We start from the raw sequence: 18,372 nt of genomic DNA, 5'->3' as shown, positions 1-18,372 counted from the left end.
GCAGAACCTGCGCCGCGACCGCGGCTTTATTTCAGGACTTACTGGGGGGACGAATCAGATCGAGGCCATGCGCCGCGAGCGGGCGCACTGGAACCTCGGCAACAGCATAAGAATCGGTGAAGCGATCGAAGGCACGGGTGAACGTCATCGGTGCGATAGCGGCAACCGTACCCACACAGCCCGGCATCACGCAGTGGCCGCCGCACTGACAGCTCGACGCGGTTGGCGCCTGAGCCTTCGTGGCGGCCGACTTCTCCATATGGCATTTCTGCCCGTGCATGCCGTGCATCGCGTGCATCTCATGCGGGCCTACGTCACTGAGTGCCATCACCTGCGCTGCCGTCTTCGCCTTGCCAGAGAGCACACCGTGCATGCCCATAGCCTGCGCAACGGGCTGGAACCCGATGCACCAGATCAGCAGCAACGCGATATGGGCGGAAAAACGACGCATGACGAGCATTAGACTCTGGAGATGGCGGAAGTTCAATGACCTTTCGCGCAGCAGCTACCGCCAGCGCCTGAAAGGTCTTCGAGAATCGGGCAGTCCGGTCGATCATCGCCGTGGCAACGTGTCGCCAGTCCCTGCAATGTGTCGCGCATGGCCTGCATTTCGGCAATCCGCTGTTCCAGTTCGGCGACATGCTGCAGTGCAAGCTTCTTGACCTGTGCGCTGCTGCGACGACGCTCCTGCCATAGCCCAAGCAGGGCCTCGATCTGCTTCATCGAGAACCCGAGCGTCCGTGCCCGCTTGATGAAGCGCAGCGTGTGGATGTCGTTGTCGCTATAGATGCGATAGTTCGAGAACGTGCGGTCTGCCACCGGCATCAGTCCGATCGACTCATAGTGTCGGATCATCTTTGCGGATACACCGGTCGCTTCGGCGGCCTGCCCGATGTTGAAGTAACCCGCATGGCGCGCATCAGCCAGTTCCAGCGTCGGGCGCGAGCGTCGCTTCGTTGTCGATGCCATTGTGAACTCCGTTTGATCAAGAATTGCTGACGCGGCGCGGCGTCCAGCGCATCAGCAACAAGGCATTGGCAAGCACGCTGACGCTACTCAGTGCCATAGCCGCGCCGGCAACAACCGGCGACAGCAGCCCGAAGGCGGCGAGCGGAATGCCTGCCGCGTTGTATACGAAAGCCCAGAACAGATTCTGGCGAATTTTGTGATACGTCCTCCGAGAGATGTCGAGGGCGTCGGCAACCAGTGCCGGATCACCCCGCATCAGGGTGATGCCAGCAGCCTGCATCGCAACATCGGTGCCGGTCGACATCGCAATGCCCACGTCGGCCGCGGCCAGTGCCGGTGCATCGTTGATGCCATCGCCAACCATTGCCACGACTCTGCCTTCGCTGCGCAGAGTCGATACGACGTCCACCTTGTCGGCAGGCAACACTTCGGCGCGAACCTGCTCGATGCCGAGTTCCTGCGCCACGGTACGGGCCGCGGCTTCGAGGTCGCCGGTGATCATCACCGTCGTGATGTGCTGATCACGAAGTCGCGCGATTGCGGTACTTGCACTGGGTTTCGGTGCATCACTGAACGCGAGCAGGCCGATCAGGTGAGGCGATGATCCTGCTTCCGCCAACCACGATAGCGTGCGTCCTTCTCTCTCAAGCTCAGCGCGTGGACCGTCGAGCCTCTGCATATCCACACCATGCTCCTGCATGAGGCGCGTGCTGCCGAGTTCGTACAACCGACCATCGACGGCTGCCGCAATACCGCGTCCCGGCAGTACCCGAACATCAGTCGCCACCACGGAGGTGATCGAGGCTTGCTGCGCGGAAGACAGCGCCGCACGCGCAAGTGGATGCTCGCTGTTCGACTGAATCGCTGCGACCAGTTTCAGGACATCCGACTCCGCACCCGCCAGCGGGTGGATCGACACCAGTTGCGGATGTCCCGCAGTCAGCGTGCCCGTCTTGTCGAACGCAACCGTATCGACGCGGTGTGCGATTTCCAGCGCTTCGGCATCTTTGATCAGGATGCCGTGCTTGGCGGCGATACCGGTACCCGCCATGATCGCTGCTGGTGTGGCCAAGCCCAAGGCACATGGGCAAGCAATCACGAGTACGGCGACGGCATTGAGCACCGCGGTGCTCCAGTCACCAGTGAAGAATCCCCAGCCGAGCAGCGTCAGCACTGCAATGCCCAAGACGACCGGAATGAACACCGCAGTGACGCGGTCGACAAGGCGCTGGATCGGCGCCTTCTTTCCCTGCGCGGTTTCGACCAGGCGGATGATCCGGGCCAGCGTGCTTTCGGCGCCAACGGCAAGCGTACGCAGTAGCAGCACCCCTTCGCCGTTGACCGCGCCGCCGGTGACCTGTGCGCCGACTTCCTTGGTGACGGGAAGGCTCTCGCCAGTAATCAGCGATTCGTCGACATGGCTGACTCCTTCGACGACCTCACCATCGACCGCAATCCGCTCGCCGGGGCGTACGACCACAAAGTCACCAACCCGGACCATTGCTGCCGGCACATCGCATTCGATGCCATCACGACGGACACGCGCGACTTCGGGGCGTAAGGACTGAAGCGCGCGAATCGCAGCCGTGGTTTGGCGTTTGGCGCGGTTCTCTAGCCATTTACCGAGGAGCACCAGCGTGATGACGACGGCCGAGGCCTCAAAGTACAGATGCGGCATGCCACTGCTATCGCGCAGAAGCGTGACGACAGACAAGCCGTATGCGGCCGAAGTACCGATGGCCACTAGCAGATCCATGCTGCCCGTCTTGGCGAGCAGGGACTTCCAGCCGGCGCGATAGAATCGCGCGCCGAGCCAGAACTGAACCGGCGTGGCCAGAACCCATTGCGGCCATCCGGGCAGCATGAGGTGTTCGTTGATCAGACTGCCGAGCATCGGCAGCGCCAGCGGTGCCGACAGCAGCGCAGCCAGCGCGACCGGCCACCACTCGGGCAGGCTTCTTGATGCCGTTGTTGCAGGCATCGGGGCACCACGCTTGTAGCCGGCCTTTTCGATGGCGGCGGCCAGCGGTGCGTCGCTGACGCCCTCTTGGTGCAGGATCGTGGCACGCTCGGTCGCCAAATTGACCTGCGCTTCGATGACGCCGGGCACGGCATTCAACGCCTTTTCGACCCGACGGACGCAGGATGCGCAGGTCATGCCTTCGATCAGAAGATCAGTGGTCGTTAGCGGCGAAGGGCTGTCCATGACGGCTCTCGGTGTTGCAGAGGTTGCAGCCTGATGGTTCCCCCCATGGGAAGGTCAAGAATCGACGCTCATTGCCTTGGCAGCTTGACCTTTCCACGATGGTAGGGCCCAAGCTTATTTCACGATCCAGCTGACCACAGGAGCATCACGATGTATGAGTTCGAAGTGAAGGACATGAACTGCAATCATTGCGTGCAGTCCGTCACGCGCGCCATCCAAAGTCAGGACCCGGGCGCAAAGGTGTCGATCGATTTGGCGACCAAGCGGGTCAAAGTTGAATCGCAGGCTGACGAAACTGCGATCAGACGGGCGCTGGCGGACGCTGACTATCCCGCAACGTGAACTGGGCCACGAAAAAGGTTCAGTGAACTTCCCCATAGGGAATCGCGATTTGCGCCGGCAGCGCTTCATCCAAGCGCTGCAGAGGGTCCTTCGCGAACGTCGCGCTCATGACGGCAAAGCGCCATTGGAGCGAGCGTATGCGGGCAATTCTTTGCGCGGGTAATCCTCAACGGGATCAAACTTTGTTGCCCCGGCGCATCCGCAGACTTTTCCAAAGCCTTTAAGAAGACCGTCTTTCCTGCCTCGTTCATTCCGACAAGCACGGTCTGCTGCTCGTCGAGCGTAATAGACTGTTCCGCATTAATTGAGCGGAACGGATAGCAACAGGCTTATCAGGCAGGACCAAACTTCGTTTTCTTGAACAACTACCGCTGCACAAGCCATGGCTTGACATAGAGCCAGTAAATTACAACGCATGATAAGAGCAGCACGATCAACGCTATGAACGGCTTGACCGTCTGTAAGGGTTCGGTCCAGAAGCTCGGCCACAGCGAGAGCAACAGCGTGACGAACAGAAGACCGAAAAAGGCGAGCTGCACGCCGCCCACAATGCGACCCAACGGTTTGCGGTCAGCAGTACCCCGAAAATTGTTTTGCGCAATTGCCGGTGTAATGGAAGAGCCAAATCTCTGCATCGGTCAGGTCGTACTTCGTCAAATATTTGTCGAGGCGCCGCTTACCGCCGACAGCCGCACCTAACGCGACCGCTTCGGCCCACTTTCCAGTGTCTGCAGGATGAGAGGCTGAGCGTCGCGCAGCGGCATCAGCAATACGTGGGCGGGTACCCCTATGGCTTTTGCGAGCGCTGCCACCGAATCGACAGTCGCGGCGGCCTCCGCTCGTTCGAGTGCGCCAATCCCGGTCCGATGCAGCCCAGCCAGCTCCGCCAACTGTTCTTGGCTCCAGCGGCGCATAGCCCGGGCATAGCGGACGTTCTCAGCCACAACCTCACGAATTTTGGAGTCGCTGCTCTTTTTTGGCATGCGGGAAGCGTCCCGCATGCAAAACCATCCTATCCACATATATAACAGTTCATTTAGAATAGTTTACTATTCATTATGCGGATTGGCGTCATTTCCGACCCCTCTTTCGCACTCGTGTGAACCGGCTTTGTCTCGTCTCGATTGGGGGTGCCCATTGCGTCTGTACTGCGCCGCTTCTCTTCTTCTCTCGATCTTGCTTGCTGCATGCGGTGCAGGTGCCCCGGTCAAAGCGCCGGTCCCGGTTCAGGCTGCGCTGCCGACGCCACCAGACGAGAACTATCACCATCTGAACTTTGACCAGAAACTCGACTACCTCGCGGCGCTGCTGCAGTTTCGCGCGGGCGCGAGCTTGCGCGCGGATCAGGCATCGGCGGATCAGGAGATGAGACGCGTATTGAGCGCGATGTCCCTCGATGAGCGGGGGTACACGGCCGCGGGCGTCTACTTGCTGTTGCTACGCGGTCCGGGACGGCCGCCGTCGAACGTCGAGCGCACGCCGTGGGAAAAGGACCTGCTGGCAGTGGCACAGAATGACCCGGTGCTGACAGGTGCCATCGCGCGGCGGAACTTCGTGCCGTTCCCCTTGTTCCAGTGGAACACCGACAGCATCAATTCATTCCAGGACAGCCTGAAGCAATCTCTGATCTTCGATGCCACGCATGGCAATGCCCAAGCCTGCTCGGCTTTGGCCAATCTCGATTACAAAACACTTTCAGACCAAGCGTTCAAGCGTGAGACATGCGCTGGTGTGCCCGGCGCTCCGCCGATATATCGCGTCGAAGCCCAAGCATGGGCTCAAGCGCGGCAAAGGACGGCCCAGATCGATCAGGCGGAACGGGCCGATGCACTCAAGCTGGCGCAGTACTGCGCGTCTGTCGGCGTTCCCGTCACTTCATTCAACAATATCGATCGCGGGCGCTCTCAGGAGCGCGCACTCACGGCCGATCAGTTGCCGGATCGTAATCTGCTCAGAACGAATCCAATCCAATTTTCAGAAGATGTGGCAGATAACCTATCCAGAAGCGCAGAGCTTCAGAAGCTCTGGACCGGCAGCATGATCACGCCCATCCTGACGCCAAGAACGTTCAAATCGATGGCCCGTCCGATGTGCGGCGGCTGAGCGTTAAATCAACCGGTCACACGAAGATCGAGGAAGCTCGCGAACTCCATCATTGGGCGATCCAGCCAGAAAACCTGCTTGCGGATGATGTCGGCGCGGACCAGAACAATGAGCTGAACGCGGCGTTCGAATTCGACAACGGCGGCGCGCAGCGCGCCGTAGATGTTGTCGGCCTTGTCGGGCACCGCTTCGAGGTGGTCGATCGGGCCGACGATCAGGACGAAGTCGTCGTCCGAGTACCCGACGACGGCATTGAATAGGCGCTTGAAGGCAAGTGCCGGATGATCGGTCGTTGGCCGGACAGGTGGCTCACCATCGACCACCGCGAACAATGCAGTTCCGATTTTCCACAGTACATCTTCAGCATCCACGCCACTGAGATCGGCGGCTACCACTGTCATGCCCGCGGGCTCGGCTGTGGTCCGGATGCGATCAATGATCGGCGCTACAGGATGTAGTCCAATCTGCAGCGCGACATGAGGGCGCGGCAGCTCGCGGAAGTCCAGAATCTGATCGCCCAGGCCGTCTAGCGTGGTAAGGCGCGTACTCAGCAGGGTCATACCATGCCTCCTGATCAGGGTTCCCAGGGCTTGAACGGACTGTCGTCTATGCCGCGATGCGTATCGTCCGCGTTCCGGCCGAATGCGTCATCGTCACGATGCCAGTGACTCAGATCGTCCTGCTCGAATCCGGTTCCGTAGAAGTGTCCGCCGGCATCGATGCCCCCGATACCGCCGAGCATCAGCAGGCCGGTGGCAGGATTGATCACCGGTGCTTCGTCTGACCACCGTTCGGACTCGGCGCGGGGTGTTCCGTATGCGGGGTCGTATACGTCAACCTTCCACTCCCTGCGCAGTCGATCGACATCGCGATAGTCCAGTCTGAGGAAATGATCCTTCTGTACAGTGTAGAGACGTTGATGTCGCCGGCGCTCGGTGTACCGACCGCGGCCATATCGGCGCTCGAATTCGATGTCGGACAGCCGAATCCATCGGATCGCATCGATCACGCCGACATAGAGCGAGATGCCGAAGAGCCCGAGGCCGACATAAAGAAATCCGCGGCGGAATCGTCCCAGGTAAAACCACTGAAGGCCAAGCACGCCAAAGAACAGAGCCAAGCCCATCGCGATCCAGCGCCGGCTCACTGCAATGTCTCCGGCGACGTGACCGATGTGGCGAGAACGCGGCATCGGCACAAACTAAAGAAGAGAGAGTTGGCCATAGCGAGCCGCCTCCGCCGCCGTCAGCCGGACAGGTGAAAAGCTCCGAAACCGCTGTACGATGGCTGGGCGGTAAACGACGATCACGATCGGGCGCCGAAACAGGCGAACAGCCAATCGCAGTGCGGATACAAGAATCTGAAATAGCTTCATGAGGCCTCCGGATGGCTCTCGCGCGGAAGGTGGCGCGAGATGTCAACGGCGGCCGGGAGGCCCGTGGGAGGCTGGGGTCAAGTATCGACGCGGAGCGCGCCGCTATTGGCGGCGCCGTCGGCTCGTGGCGTAGCCGCGAGGCGTCGGACGGCACTTGATGCCAGCCAGCGTTCGTGTGGAACGCGCGAATGAGCGTGCCCGCGCTCCCTACACTTTGCCGTATGACACGAGAGCTGTGCCAGCGGCAGCGCGACTATAGAAGCGGGTTTGATGTGGCTTGCGCCTTTGACAGTAAGCGGCGTGCGTGCAGCGCATGATGGCGAGCGATCAGGATCGTGTATCCGTTGAGCCAGGCCACCAGCATCACGATGTACAGAACCGGAACTAGATCTGGAAACGCAGCCAGAAACTCGGAGCCTGACAGCAGCACCGGCCCTGCAAGACAGGTCACGATGCTCGCCAGTGCCAGCGGGTTCGCGGCCTTCTCGTATTTCTCAAGACACTTGATGGCACGCTCGACCTCCTGTGCCGATGGCGTGTGCTGACTGTCGTTCATGGCATCCCCCTTTGCTCCGAAGACCAAGCGTGATTGCGTCATGCTCAGATTCGCAGCCGTGGGAATAGTTGCCATTGAAGCGAGCGCAAGCCCCTGCCCGGAAGCCCAGGCAGGGGCTGCTCGTCGCCATCAAGCAGGCTGTGTACCGAAATACCAGCCTTCAAGATCGGGGCAACCCGACTCGTCGCGAAAGTCATCCACCCACTGCTTCAGGCGCTTCTTGTACGGGACCTCCCAGTGGGTGAAATGCGCGGCCCACTCCAGAAAATTCTTGGCTTCGCGGTCCGTGCGGAAGGTCACTGAATAGCGCGTCTTCTTGTACGTGAAGTGCGCGCGATATGACACGGCGCCGTTGCGGCGCTTCACTTCGCGGAAGCCGCCGACAGGCTTCTCTTCGCCCGGATCGAAGGCATACGGATTGGGGAAATCGGCGTTGAACTGGTTCATTGGGTGTCTCCAGATTTCGCGTGAATAGGATGGAGCGTCGGCTAAGCCGACGCTCCGTTGTCGCGCAACAGGTTCTCGGCACGGGCCACCTGCATAACCAACGAATCGACGAGTCCAGCGCTCACATCAAATTCGTAACCGTACTGGGCCGCGAGCTTTTCGAGCTTGAGCATGCGGTCATGCAGAGCCTGATCGACCTGCAGCGTGACCTTGTACGGCACCAGAACCACCTTCTTCTTCAGAAGAGCCATTGGATATCTCCATAAACATCGATTGAGTGAATTGCATTCGGGGTTCAGCTCCGGCCAGAAGTGCCCTCGACGCTGCCATCGCTCGGGCCTTGTCGTCGGCGTCTTGCTGCCGGAGTTGTTCCACCAGCGAGAACAGTGTTCCGTCGCGGTACACGGTGACCCGGGGCATGTACGGCAGCATGGCTGGCAGCGGCGAGACATACGCCGCGGACTTGTGCTGCTTGCGGAATGCGGCCTCGGCCAGCGCGGCGAGTTGGGCGATGTCGTCGCGGACGCCGGAGAACATCGGGCTGCGCAACAGCGGCTCGATCTCCTTGCGTAGCGCGGTGTTGCCGATTCTCGCGGCCTGCTCCAGTCGAAGCTGCCATTGGCGATAGGTTTCGACGGTCAGGCGCCAAGTCCAGACACGCTTCTGGCTCTTCTTCTTGCGCGGATCGCGGACCGGCTGGTGTTGCACGAGGCGGTAATGGCCCAGCCAGGTCAGCGGGATGCGATGGCCATCCTTCATCTTCTCTCGCTGGTGGATCAGGTCAGCGAACGGCTGATCGGTGAGCAGTTCGCCGGTCAGTGGATCGACGGCATGCCGCCCGCGCGTGGCCACGAGAAACCACTGGATGTAGCCGGTTTTTGATCCATCCGGAAACATCACGAGATAGGCATTGGCGCGACCCTTGGCCTGAGCGACGGCCCGCTGGCCGGGGCTCAGGTCGATCGGATACAACGCCCTCATCTTGGCCAGAAACCCGGCGGCCTTCTCATAGTGAACGGAGCCGGTATTCCAATAGTGATAGCCGGTGGCAGCCAGGGTCTGCAGATACGACATGGCGGCAGCGCGGTGCTGCGGGATCAGAAAATCGGCATCGGTGGCGATCGCTTTCATCGCGGTCTAACTCCTTGATTGCGTGAATTCGCTTCTCTGTTCCAGCGACGAACTAATAGAAGCTCCTATTCACCACAGTGTTCGGAGGCGGTACGCCGACCCAGCCGATGCTGGGTCGGCGTACCGCCTTGCGACTGCGGATGGCATCCAAGGAGGGCGAGAAATAGCGGCCCGTACAGTGTGTGGTTCGCGATTGCCGATTCGGCAGGCCTCGCCGGAGAGGCGATGTACCGGCGCCGAACACTGTCTGGTTAGCGCCGAGGTGTTGGCGCACCCCGATGCTTCCGGAATCCGGAGGTATCACAGGGTGACAACGCCGACGCAGCCCGAACTTCAAGGGAAATCGACGTCCACACACTGTACAGACGCTGATTTCCAGCCCATCCGGCATGGAGGCATCGGGGTGCGCCAACACCACGTCGTCGAGCAGGACCCCACGCCAATGGGGAAGTCGTTAGCGCGCAGTGCCGGGAAACTCGCTTGCTGCGTGCATTGAGGGGGTGTGGCGGAGTAATCCCGACGGTTCGTCGGAGTAGTCCCGCTCATCTATCTCAACGTTCTGAGAAGAACGAAGTTGTGCGGGTAGGACACTGCCCCTCGTAGGAAATGGCGAGTGTGGCGGGCGTAGGCAAAGCGGGTGTAACTCCCGCCCCGGTTGCGCTACCCCGAAAGGGATGCGCGGTCGGTGCCCGGTTCCAGAAGCCTTTGCATCGGAAACGATGCAGCGTGGCCATGCCGTAAGGCAGAGACGACGCGGACTCGGACGTGGACCTCGATGTTGAGGTCTGCGAGCCGTAACGGGTGGAGCGGATGGTGATAGGGCGAAGAGGTATTGATCCTCAACGTCTTCCGGGTAGATCAAGTGCTGCTAGTCCCCGCAGGGGGATGCGAATCTGCAGTGAAGGAATTGTGGTGATGGAAGTAGTCGAGTCAGCTTCGGAGCTTCGTACCGACGAAAGGCCCGCAAGGGCTGAGCGCGATGGCGCAAACCACGACCGAGCAGACAGCGTACTGATCAGAGAGAACAGAGCCCACGTCTAACTACCGAAACCCCGACCCCGATGCGCTGGAAGGCACCAGCGCGTTGTACCGGGTGGGGAGATGGGTGCCGAAGCGCGGCCGAATGGCCGAGCTGTTGTCCCGAAAGGACGACAGCCCCCGAAAGGGCAACGCAGGTGGCACAGGCGACGAAACGCTCGGGGAAGTGACCCCACTGCGCGCAAGCGCAGGGAGGCTGACGCCTCCGACGACGTGTACCCCGTGTAAACGGGTCAGCGGTACAGGCGACGGCCTTGGCGGGCTGTCGCTAGCTCCATGCCTTGACGGGCGGACGAGCGACATTGGAAAGGTGCTGCAACGATTGTTCGGCTTGACGGCCGAATGATCGAAGGTCAGTGAATGCAATTATCAGGACAGTGAAGGAGCTGTTGTTGTTCTCGAAAACCCCTCCCGCTCGTGCTTCGGCATGGGCGGGAGGGGGTTTTCTGCATCCATCGCTTCGGACACGCCGAAGGATTTTGGACTGCTCGCGGGCACGAACTTGATCAAGGCTCGCGATCCACAAAGTACGACGGCACAGTCACGCACAGAGCACGGTTCATCGAAATTCGACATTTAGGAACCAGACCATTGTCTGCCTAGCGCGTTTCTTAGAAAAACCAGCGCGCACGCCTGTCAACGAGTCGCTACAGACTCACCCCTCGTTTGACGCGCCCCGAATTAGAAAAGTCCGAGGATTTTGTCGGAATTTACGGGGTTTTTAATCAACTTCCTGACCCCCTCCCTTTCGACTCTTTTAACCAAAAACAAGCTTGACCGCGATGGTTAGATGGATATTGATACCCATGGACCTCGACTTTTCATCGCCACTCTTGAGTGAAAAATCGAATCCCTTACCGATCTATTTCTCAAGGATGATGTCCATGGAAATCGCAACACTCGCATCAAGTATTCGCTCCACTCTGGCTTTGCGCATGGCGCAAGACAGCTTTCCTTACGCTCCACCACTAATGGCGCCGATGATGATGCGTGACGGAGCACTCGCACTGATTCCTGTGAAGAGCTTTTCTTGCTACGACGATGCGATGCCTATTGGGCTGGCGCACGAAATTCCGCGAATCGTGGTGCAATTGCTTGGCTCGCGATCGCAGCGCTGCTCACTCGCACTCAGTTTTCCACTCGACTACCCGGTGGGTGCGTTCTTTGATGCTGAAGATGGCTGGCTCAACCTCAGTGAAGAACAGGTCGATGTCGCAACGTCGATGCTTCAAGATCGTGTCTATGATCAGGTCAAGCAGTTTTTTGTGGATGCCGACTGGTCTGCTCGAAAAATGGAGGCCACTCGTGAGGAACTCGCCGATATCGGTGGCATCCTCTTTGAGGCGCTCATTGATCAGGAGCCAGCTGCCGAGCGCGAGTTGTACTCACTTCTTCGCGAGCAGATCGTCTGGGCCAGGGACAATGCAGCCGAGACTGCTGAAAACGAAACGGCTATTGGGATCGACGAGAACTGATTGATCGCCGCCGGCGCCCCTTAGCGGCGCCTCCTTGATGGCAAAGAAAAACTGAAAGCGATACAGCCCACCTCAAGATCGGCTGTATCGCTTTTCAACGTTAGTGCAATCAATCGTGATCAATGCAATCGCTGGCAGCGTCATACACCGCCAGCCAGATAGCTCATTAGCTGACGACCGTCTGCATTTCTTTGCCCAGCAGCGCGTCCAGACCTTTCTTCGCCATTGCGCCAAACATCTTTGCCGCTTTGGGAGAGGTGACCCGGGTATATCTCTGAATCGACCGAGCGTCGCGGTGGCCGGTGAACTTCCCCACCACCGCCTGCGGCACACCGCCTTCAAGTAGTGCTGTCGTGAAGGCAGCACGGAGGATATGAGGTGAGAAGGTGCCGATTGAGCGGGCATGCCATTGGCATTTCTCCATCGCGGCCTTCAGTTCATCAGCAGTGAAGTCGAAAAGGGATTTCTGATCAGGCCGCGTCAGTATCCGCACCAGTTCAAGTGCCTCGTACGAAACTCGCCTTCTACGAAGCGTGGTGCCCCTCGGATTGTCGAACTTGATGACGCAGGCACCCCAATCCGTCGCGTCGGCACGCAGCGTCAGGAGTTCCTCGATGTTCTTCAGCCGGGGCAGAAGCAGGAACAGCTGGATCGCCCCAGCGAATCGCCCGCCGTCGAGCCTGCGCGCCGCGATCATGATGGAAGTGCGTCGCGACAAAATGGCGTTGACCTTGGTCACCCGATCGGGAAGAAACTTGAAGTACCTCCCGTCTTCGCCCACTTTCAGTCGGCGAAGCAACGCCATCGCCGGAGGTGCGAGGGCTCGCGTCTCAGCCCCGGTCTTGGTGATAGGAAAAGCGATCGTGCAGTCTTCCCAATTGACCCATGACTCTTGAAGTAAGAAGGCTTCGGTACGGCGCATCCCAGAGAACAGTAGAAAGCGATAGGTGTCCGCGAAGCATCCGCCCTGAAAGAGCGCCAGCTGTCGCTCGAACTCCTCGAACTCGCCCTCACGTAGGTTGCGCTCGCGTGGGTCCGCGCCCTTGGGACGCTTAGAGGGGGAGATGAACCGGCACGGATTCTGGAACCTGTGAAGGCCCAAGTCAGTGGCGGCGAAGTTCAGGACGGCGGCGAACGTATCCAGACTCCGCCTGATCGAGGATTCCTTGTAGCGCCCACCGCCCGGCTTCTCCATCTTTCGGAATTGGTCCAGCCAGGTTTCGACATGGCTGGCATCAATCGCCACGACACGCATTTCGCCCAGGAATGATTCAGAAAGGCGTCCGAGCGCTGCCAATTCGGAAACACCGCAGGCAACCGTCTTGCCGCGATGCGCGGCAACCTGCTCCGCATATCGCGGCAGGATGTCGTTCAACGTCGCAGTGCGGGCACGGCTTTCCAGCACCTTGCTGCCGTTCGCGATCTGCTCCAGGCGCGAGTTATGCCATCGCTCAGCCTGCTTGAGGCTGTCGAAGGTTTGGGACTCGGTGGGCTGGCCTACAACTCGGATAACGGCGGTGTAACGCGCGCCGCTTTTGCGCTTTCGCTTGTGAATCGCCACATGGCCTCCAACGTCCGGCCATGCCGGACAGTGTCCTTGCAACCAAAATTGCAACCACTGTCCTAAATCGTTGTTTTTTCCTTTGTGGGAACCCCTTCAAGCCGCCCCTCTGCTGAGGTTATATGAGCTTGAAGTGGTGGAGACGAAGGGGTTCGAACCCTCGACCTCCGCATTGCGAACGCGGCGCTCTCCCAGCTGAGCTACGTCCCCACAAACAACAACTTACATCACTTCTGATGGTGTACTGCTGCCGTCAGAAGGTGCCACTACATCTTACGTCTATCTTGCTGGACTCGCGAGACCGAACAATCAGTCTGATTCGGGGGGTGAAAAGTTCGCACTTTTCGTTGCGAACGCGACGCTCTCCCAGCTGAGCTACCGCCCCACACGAGGACGCGTATTCTACTGATCGCGGCCCAAAACACCAGTGTCCGGATGAAATTTCCGCCGCCGCGCCTTCAGGCGCCGTGGATCGTCACCACGATCCGCCGGCGCAGCGGATACCGGCGGTGCTCCCAGAGGTAGAGACCCTGCCAGGTCCCGAGCAGCAGGCGGCCGGCGCCGATCGGCACGGTCAGCTCGACGCCGGCGATCAGGCTGCGGATATGCGCCGGCATGTCGTCGGGCCCCTCGTCGTCGTGGCGGTAGCGGCGCTCGCCGTCCGGCGCCAGCATCTGCGCCCAGGACTCAAGATCGGCACGGACGTCCGGCGCGGCGTTCTCGGTCAGGCACAGCGAGGCCGAGGTGTGCTGCAGGAACAGATGGCACAGACCGGTGCGCACGCCGCTGGCGGCGACCACGCGCTGCACCGCATCGCTCACGTCGGTAAAACCGCGCCCGCGCCCTTCGATTTCGAGTACTTGCTGGTGCATGATCCGTTCGCCGCTCCTCGCATCGGTTTGCGCAGCGTCCGCCGCCGGGGCCGCGCCGATCGGCTCAAGGCTTTGATTTTCAAAGGCGCCCTGCTACCCCTTTTCGGCGCAAAAAAAGCCTGATAAAAACGCGCGCCAAGTGATTCATTATTCCTCAGGCTCAGTGCCGAGACAGGTATGCCGCGCAAGCCGAAGAAGCAAGCTGCACAGAGCGACGCCAGCAAGAGCTATGACGAGTTCGTCGACGAAAGCGAGACGCTTGAGGACGAGGCGCTCCCTGCCGATGCGCCGACGGCCGCTTCGCCGCTCAAGTCGCGCGACTGGCGCGACGTCGAGAAACTGCAGGAAGAGCGCCGCCTGCGCCGCCTGATCGCCGACGAAATCGACTTCGACATCGACGACAGGCCACGGCGGCGCTGAAGCGCCGGCCGCCTCAGTCCGCCGGATGCGGCCGCAGCTCGTCGCGCAGGATCGCGAACGCGCTGTCGACGTCGTCGCAATAGCGGAACAGATCGAGATCGTCCGGGGAGATCAGGCCGCGCTCGGCGAGACTGCCGAAGTCGATCAAGCCCTCCCAGAACGCCCGCCCGTAGAGAATGATCGGCAGCCGCGAGACCTTGCCGGTCTGCGTCAGCGTCAGCAGTTCGAAGAGTTCGTCGAGCGTGCCGAAGCCGCCCGGGAAGAACACCGCCCCGCGCGCCAGCTTCACCAGCCAGAACTTGCGCATGAAGAAGTAGTGGAACTGGAACGCGCGCTCCACGTCCACGTACGGATTCAGATGCTGCTCGAACGGCAGCGAGATGTTGAGGCCGACGTTGAGGTGCGCGTCGACACGGGCGCCGCCGGTATGCGCGGCCTCCATGACGCCGGGGCCGCCGCCGGTGCAGATGTAGAAGCGCTCCTGCAGCGTGTGCTGGGCCATCGTCCAGGCGGCGAGGCGCTCGGCCAGGCGGGCCACTTCCATGTACCAGTCGCGACCGTCGGGGCCGACGCCGGGCTTCAGGCGCGCCGAGCCGAAGAAGGCGACGGTGTTGTGCACGCCGGTCTTGCGAAAGCGCAGGTCCGGCTCGAGGTACTCGCAGAGGATGCGCACGCCGCGCGCTTCCTCGCTCATCAGGAATTCGTTGTTCTTGTAGGCTTTCAGCGGGCGCACGGGCTCTCCTCGGCGCAGGACGGCGGGGACGCGGGAGATTCGCTCAGACGACGGAGGTCGTCGACTGGACCCAGCTCAGCGCCAGCAGCGGCTCGCGCTCGAACGGCAGCACCGCAATGCGGGCGATCGCGGCCTGCAGCTCCGGCGCCGGATCGATGGCGGCGATGCGCCCTGCCGCCAGCTCCGAGGCGAACACGCTGCTGCGCAGGTTCAGGAAGCGCTCTTCCATGTAGTGCCCGAGCAGCACGCTCTGCTGCGTCGGGTAATAGGCGCGCACGCGCACCCAGTGCTTGGTCTGCGCGGCCGCGTCCAGCAGCGTGAACCAGCCGCCCGGCACCAGCACGATCGACAGCAGGCCCTGCAGCTCCTGCTCCGGCGTCAGACCCGCGCCCGCCTCCTCGACCGCGAACTCGGCGCTGCCGGCTTCGAGCTCGGCCAGGGCGCCTTCCACATTGCGATCGAGGTAGGCCTGCATCAGGCCGGCGATCAGTTCTTCGAGCTTTTCCTTGGCGAAGCCGACATCGGCGAGGCGATGGGTCACGGCCGCGACCAGCTCGGCTTCTTCCTCGACGCGCGCTTCCGGCGGCCGGGCGTCCGGCCGCAGGCTGTGGAGGACGCGATCGACGAGATCCATCGTCGTCACCCAGGCGGCGCCTTCGACGCCGTCGCGGATGTAGTCGACGCACAGACGCGGCGCGAAGCCGGACAGCATCAGACGCATCGCGCCGGTCGGCAGCACGCGCTCGCCGACGCGCATCTTCAGCTCGTGCGCGACGATGCGGCGCACGCGCTCGATCTGCTGGCGGTTGCGGCTCTGCTGGGTTTCGTCCTGCTGGCGCAGGAAGCGGTCGGCGGTCGGCTCGTCGACGGCGCGCGACGGCTGGCTGCGTAGCCGCGCCGGATCGAGCTGGAAGCTGCGCGCGATCTCGTCGACCAGCCCCTGCAGTTCGCCGACGATCTGCTCGGGCACCGCGGCACCGCCGGCGCCGACCTGCAGCGCCAGCTCGTAGAGATCGTTGGTGGCACGCCGCGCCGGGTGCGTCGGACTGGAAAAGAACTGCGGATCGGCGAGCGCCGCCTTCATCACCGGCAGCTGCAGTCGCGCGAGCAGCGGCTTCATCGCCTCCGGCAGGCGCGGATCGTTGTAGTAGCCGTCGAACATGCGCGCCACCAGACCGATGTTCTGCGGCGGCAGCCAGGCCGGCGTCTGCGGCTGCTGGCCGCTCGCGTAGCTTTGCAGGATATGGCTGATGTCATGCGCCAGCCAGGCGTCGCTGTAGCTTTGCGCGGCGCCGCCGGCGCCGGCGTAGGCGGCCGGACCATAGGCCGGCCAGCTCGCCGGATAGCCGGCTGCCATCGCGCCCGGCAGGGCCGGCGGCACGGCGCCGGGGGACGGCGCCCCGAAAGCACCGCCGCCATAGGCGGGCATGCCCGGCGTGGACACGCCCATGAACTGCGAGAAGCGCTGGGCGTCGACGCCCGAAGCCCAGCCCGGCGGCGCGGCGCCGGCCTCGGCCATGCTCCCGCCAAACGCCGGGGCGGCGCCCGGGCCGAGCGGCGGCGGCCCCGGACGCACGCGGCGCAGATCGGGCGTCGCGCCTTCCTTGGGCTCGACCCCGTGCCCCGCCAGCAACTGATTGGCGTGCATGAACACTTCGGACAGGCGGCCGACGACGACGCGGTCGAACAGCTTGTAGATGACCAGCTTGATCGGAAAATCGACCTGCAGGTTCTGCACCGAGCTCTGGAAGGCGCGGATGATCCGGGCCGGCGACATCGCATCGGAGGCGAGCGCGCCGCCGGTCATGTCGGCAAGCCGCGCCATGCGCCGCTGCAGTTCGACCAGCTCGTGCGCATGCAGCGAGGTGGCTTTGCTCTCCATGTTGGAGACGGCGATGCGCTCTTCGAGCTGATCGCCGTCCTGCAGCGACCACTGCGACATGTCGTCGAGATCGGCGCCCGCCTTCAGATCTTCGGCTTCGACGCCGATGCGCGACAGCGCATCCTGCAACGACTGCCGGAAAGCCTTGATGATCTGCGCGCGCTGCACGCGCACGATGCGCATGGTGTCCAGGTACAGGCGCTGCTCGTCGCTGGAACGCGCCTTCTCGGCCGAGTCGAAGAGGATGTCGTCGGCCTTCTCGAACATCGCCTGCAGCTGCTCGCCGAGCACCGAGACGGCCATGTCGTGCAGGGCCGAAACGATCGGGTTGCCGGGTGTGGCGGCAGCGGCCGCGTCCGGCGAACGCGCATTGGCGAAACTCGTGGCGCTCATCAGGCTGGATCGGATACGAGGGTCGGCTCGGGCAGCGCCGGCAAAATTGCCGCGCTGCGAACTGCGTCACAGTGTAGCGTGGGGCATCCCGGCGCGCAGGGTTCCAGCGCCTGTTTTTTGACGCCAGGCCCGCCGCGCATCGGCCGGCTAATGCCGTTCACGCCGTCTGCCGGCATGGGCCAGCAGGAACTCCATCTGGTCGGCCAGGATCCGCCGGTTCGACAGGATCAGATACTCGGCGAGGTTCGGGGTGTACGGCACCGCGAGCAGGCGCATGCTGGCCTCCTCGGGCGTGCGGTCGTCCTTGCGCTGGTTGCATTGCCGGCAGGCCGTCACGCAGTTCTCCCAGGCCGAAGCGCCACCGCGCGAGGCCGGCACCACGTGGTCGCGCGTCAGCAGGTGCGCCGGAAACTGCCGGCCGCAATACAGACAGAGATTGTGGTCGCGCTGGAACAGCGTGCGGTTGGTCAGCAGCGGCACACCACGCGCATGGCACTTGGAACGGTCGGCGACGGCAATGATCGAGCCGATCTCGACCTGCGAGCGCAGGCCCGTCAGCGCGCTGACCCCGCCCCGGATCAGGAAGCGCTCGGCCCCCGCCTCCCAGCGCACGCGGTCGCGGGCATAGAGGGTGACGGCCGTATGCCAATGTATCCAGGAAACCGGTTGGCCACCGGAATCCACCTTGAGGATGGCCGGAATGTTTTCCATCGGGTCCGTATGCGAGTCTTGGCGCATCGACGCCATTGAACCGCGGGAAGATGACAACATCGGGACCATATATCGCCGAAGCGGCTTCGCGCAAGCCTTTTTGGTCAGGGACTTAGCCTGGATTCCTGAGCTAGCCTTGCAGACGGCGGCACCTCGGC

At 61.9% G+C, this 18,372-nt stretch carries 20 protein-coding genes and 1 tRNA gene; 4 read left to right on the top strand and 17 right to left on the bottom strand.

Translation table 11 applies throughout. The features are described from left to right. Positions 1 to 31: 31 nt before the first annotated feature. Genes K343_RS0103405 through K343_RS20785 form a run of 3 tightly spaced genes read right to left on the bottom strand, consistent with a single transcriptional unit; the run spans position 32 to position 3,175 of the window. Positions 32 to 460 (bottom strand): hypothetical protein, encoded by a 429-nt coding sequence (locus K343_RS0103405; protein WP_028006861.1) that lies wholly within the window; start codon positions 458 to 460, stop codon positions 32 to 34. 23 nt (positions 461 to 483) lie between these two features. Next, positions 484 to 969, bottom strand: a complete 486-nt coding sequence (gene cueR / locus K343_RS0103400) for a Cu(I)-responsive transcriptional regulator (RefSeq protein WP_051277904.1) — start codon at positions 967 to 969, stop codon at positions 484 to 486. Positions 970 to 985: 16 nt separating this feature from the next. Further along, positions 986 to 3,175: a heavy metal translocating P-type ATPase gene (locus tag K343_RS20785; protein WP_051277903.1), complete on the bottom strand. Its 2,190-nt coding sequence runs from the start codon at positions 3,173 to 3,175 to the stop codon at positions 986 to 988. A 150-nt stretch (positions 3,176 to 3,325) separates the two neighbouring features. Between K343_RS20785 and K343_RS0103390 the strand changes: the two genes are divergently transcribed. Further along, entirely contained in the window at positions 3,326 to 3,517 is a 192-nt protein-coding gene (locus K343_RS0103390; protein WP_028006859.1) for a heavy-metal-associated domain-containing protein, read from the top strand. A gap of 365 nt (positions 3,518 to 3,882) precedes the next feature. Here K343_RS0103390 and K343_RS0103380 read toward each other — a convergent pair whose 3' ends face one another. Together K343_RS0103380 and K343_RS23820 are read right to left on the bottom strand one after the other, a co-directional pair. Continuing rightward, positions 3,883 to 4,152, bottom strand: a complete 270-nt coding sequence (locus K343_RS0103380; RefSeq protein WP_143068870.1) for a hypothetical protein — start codon at positions 4,150 to 4,152, stop codon at positions 3,883 to 3,885. Between the two features lie 60 nt (positions 4,153 to 4,212). Beyond that, positions 4,213 to 4,518: a helix-turn-helix domain-containing protein gene (locus tag K343_RS23820; protein ID WP_211226154.1), complete on the bottom strand. Its 306-nt coding sequence runs from the start codon at positions 4,516 to 4,518 to the stop codon at positions 4,213 to 4,215. Positions 4,519 to 4,654: 136 nt separating this feature from the next. On the opposite strand from K343_RS23820, the gene K343_RS0103375 reads away from it, so the two are divergent. Then, positions 4,655 to 5,620 (top strand): hypothetical protein, encoded by a 966-nt coding sequence (locus K343_RS0103375; protein ID WP_028006857.1) that lies wholly within the window; start codon positions 4,655 to 4,657, stop codon positions 5,618 to 5,620. 8 nt (positions 5,621 to 5,628) lie between these two features. Here K343_RS0103375 and K343_RS24315 read toward each other — a convergent pair whose 3' ends face one another. From K343_RS24315 to K343_RS0103345, 6 genes are all read right to left on the bottom strand, one after another. Next, complete coding sequence (locus K343_RS24315; RefSeq protein WP_093283660.1) at positions 5,629 to 6,180, bottom strand: hypothetical protein; 552 nt, start codon at positions 6,178 to 6,180, stop codon at positions 5,629 to 5,631. 14 nt (positions 6,181 to 6,194) lie between these two features. Beyond that, positions 6,195 to 6,767 carry a TM2 domain-containing protein gene (locus tag K343_RS0103365; RefSeq protein ID WP_028006855.1) on the bottom strand — a complete coding sequence of 191 codons (573 nt, stop codon included), beginning with the start codon at positions 6,765 to 6,767 and terminating at the stop codon, positions 6,195 to 6,197. Positions 6,768 to 7,248: 481 nt separating this feature from the next. Further along, positions 7,249 to 7,551 (bottom strand): hypothetical protein, encoded by a 303-nt coding sequence (locus K343_RS0103360; RefSeq protein WP_028006854.1) that lies wholly within the window; start codon positions 7,549 to 7,551, stop codon positions 7,249 to 7,251. A gap of 129 nt (positions 7,552 to 7,680) precedes the next feature. Next, complete coding sequence (locus K343_RS0103355; protein ID WP_028006853.1) at positions 7,681 to 7,998, bottom strand: hypothetical protein; 318 nt, start codon at positions 7,996 to 7,998, stop codon at positions 7,681 to 7,683. Between the two features lie 41 nt (positions 7,999 to 8,039). Continuing rightward, positions 8,040 to 8,171, bottom strand: a complete 132-nt coding sequence (locus K343_RS25140; RefSeq protein WP_281169370.1) for a hypothetical protein — start codon at positions 8,169 to 8,171, stop codon at positions 8,040 to 8,042. Between the two features lie 4 nt (positions 8,172 to 8,175). Beyond that, complete coding sequence (locus tag K343_RS0103345) at positions 8,176 to 9,129, bottom strand: hypothetical protein (RefSeq protein ID WP_028006852.1); 954 nt, start codon at positions 9,127 to 9,129, stop codon at positions 8,176 to 8,178. 1,844 nt (positions 9,130 to 10,973) lie between these two features. Between K343_RS0103345 and K343_RS0103340 the strand changes: the two genes are divergently transcribed. After that, positions 10,974 to 11,642 carry a hypothetical protein gene (locus tag K343_RS0103340; RefSeq protein ID WP_143068872.1) on the top strand — a complete coding sequence of 223 codons (669 nt, stop codon included), beginning with the start codon at positions 10,974 to 10,976 and terminating at the stop codon, positions 11,640 to 11,642. A 166-nt stretch (positions 11,643 to 11,808) separates the two neighbouring features. On the opposite strand, the gene K343_RS0103335 is transcribed toward K343_RS0103340, so the two are convergent. The 3 genes from K343_RS0103335 to K343_RS0103325 form a co-directional block, all read right to left on the bottom strand. After that, positions 11,809 to 13,203, bottom strand: a complete 1,395-nt coding sequence (locus K343_RS0103335; protein ID WP_093283667.1) for a tyrosine-type recombinase/integrase — start codon at positions 13,201 to 13,203, stop codon at positions 11,809 to 11,811. 134 nt (positions 13,204 to 13,337) lie between these two features. Further along, positions 13,338 to 13,413, bottom strand: a tRNA-Ala gene (locus tag K343_RS0103330). 248 nt (positions 13,414 to 13,661) lie between these two features. Continuing rightward, complete coding sequence (locus K343_RS0103325; protein ID WP_043112087.1) at positions 13,662 to 14,075, bottom strand: secondary thiamine-phosphate synthase enzyme YjbQ; 414 nt, start codon at positions 14,073 to 14,075, stop codon at positions 13,662 to 13,664. A gap of 177 nt (positions 14,076 to 14,252) precedes the next feature. Between K343_RS0103325 and K343_RS0103320 the strand changes: the two genes are divergently transcribed. Further along, positions 14,253 to 14,495 (top strand): PA3496 family putative envelope integrity protein, encoded by a 243-nt coding sequence (locus tag K343_RS0103320; RefSeq protein ID WP_028006848.1) that lies wholly within the window; start codon positions 14,253 to 14,255, stop codon positions 14,493 to 14,495. Between the two features lie 13 nt (positions 14,496 to 14,508). Here the strand turns inward: K343_RS0103320 and K343_RS0103315 are convergent, their stop codons facing one another. The 3 genes from K343_RS0103315 to K343_RS0103305 form a co-directional block, all read right to left on the bottom strand. Next, complete coding sequence (locus K343_RS0103315) at positions 14,509 to 15,228, bottom strand: LOG family protein (RefSeq protein WP_028006847.1); 720 nt, start codon at positions 15,226 to 15,228, stop codon at positions 14,509 to 14,511. A gap of 43 nt (positions 15,229 to 15,271) precedes the next feature. Further along, a complete protein-coding gene (locus K343_RS0103310) occupies positions 15,272 to 17,503 on the bottom strand; it encodes a DUF1631 family protein (RefSeq protein WP_028006846.1) in 2,232 nt (743 codons plus the stop codon). A 147-nt stretch (positions 17,504 to 17,650) separates the two neighbouring features. Then, complete coding sequence (locus K343_RS0103305; protein ID WP_028006845.1) at positions 17,651 to 18,214, bottom strand: HNH endonuclease; 564 nt, start codon at positions 18,212 to 18,214, stop codon at positions 17,651 to 17,653. Positions 18,215 to 18,372: the final 158 nt, after the last annotated feature.

It is taken from the genome of Solimonas flava DSM 18980 (assembly GCF_000426685.1).
Taxonomy (GTDB): domain Bacteria; phylum Pseudomonadota; class Gammaproteobacteria; order Nevskiales; family Nevskiaceae; genus Solimonas; species Solimonas flava.
The sequence above is the reverse complement of the archived record's forward strand: the minus strand, read 5'-3'. Positions and strand labels throughout refer to the sequence as shown.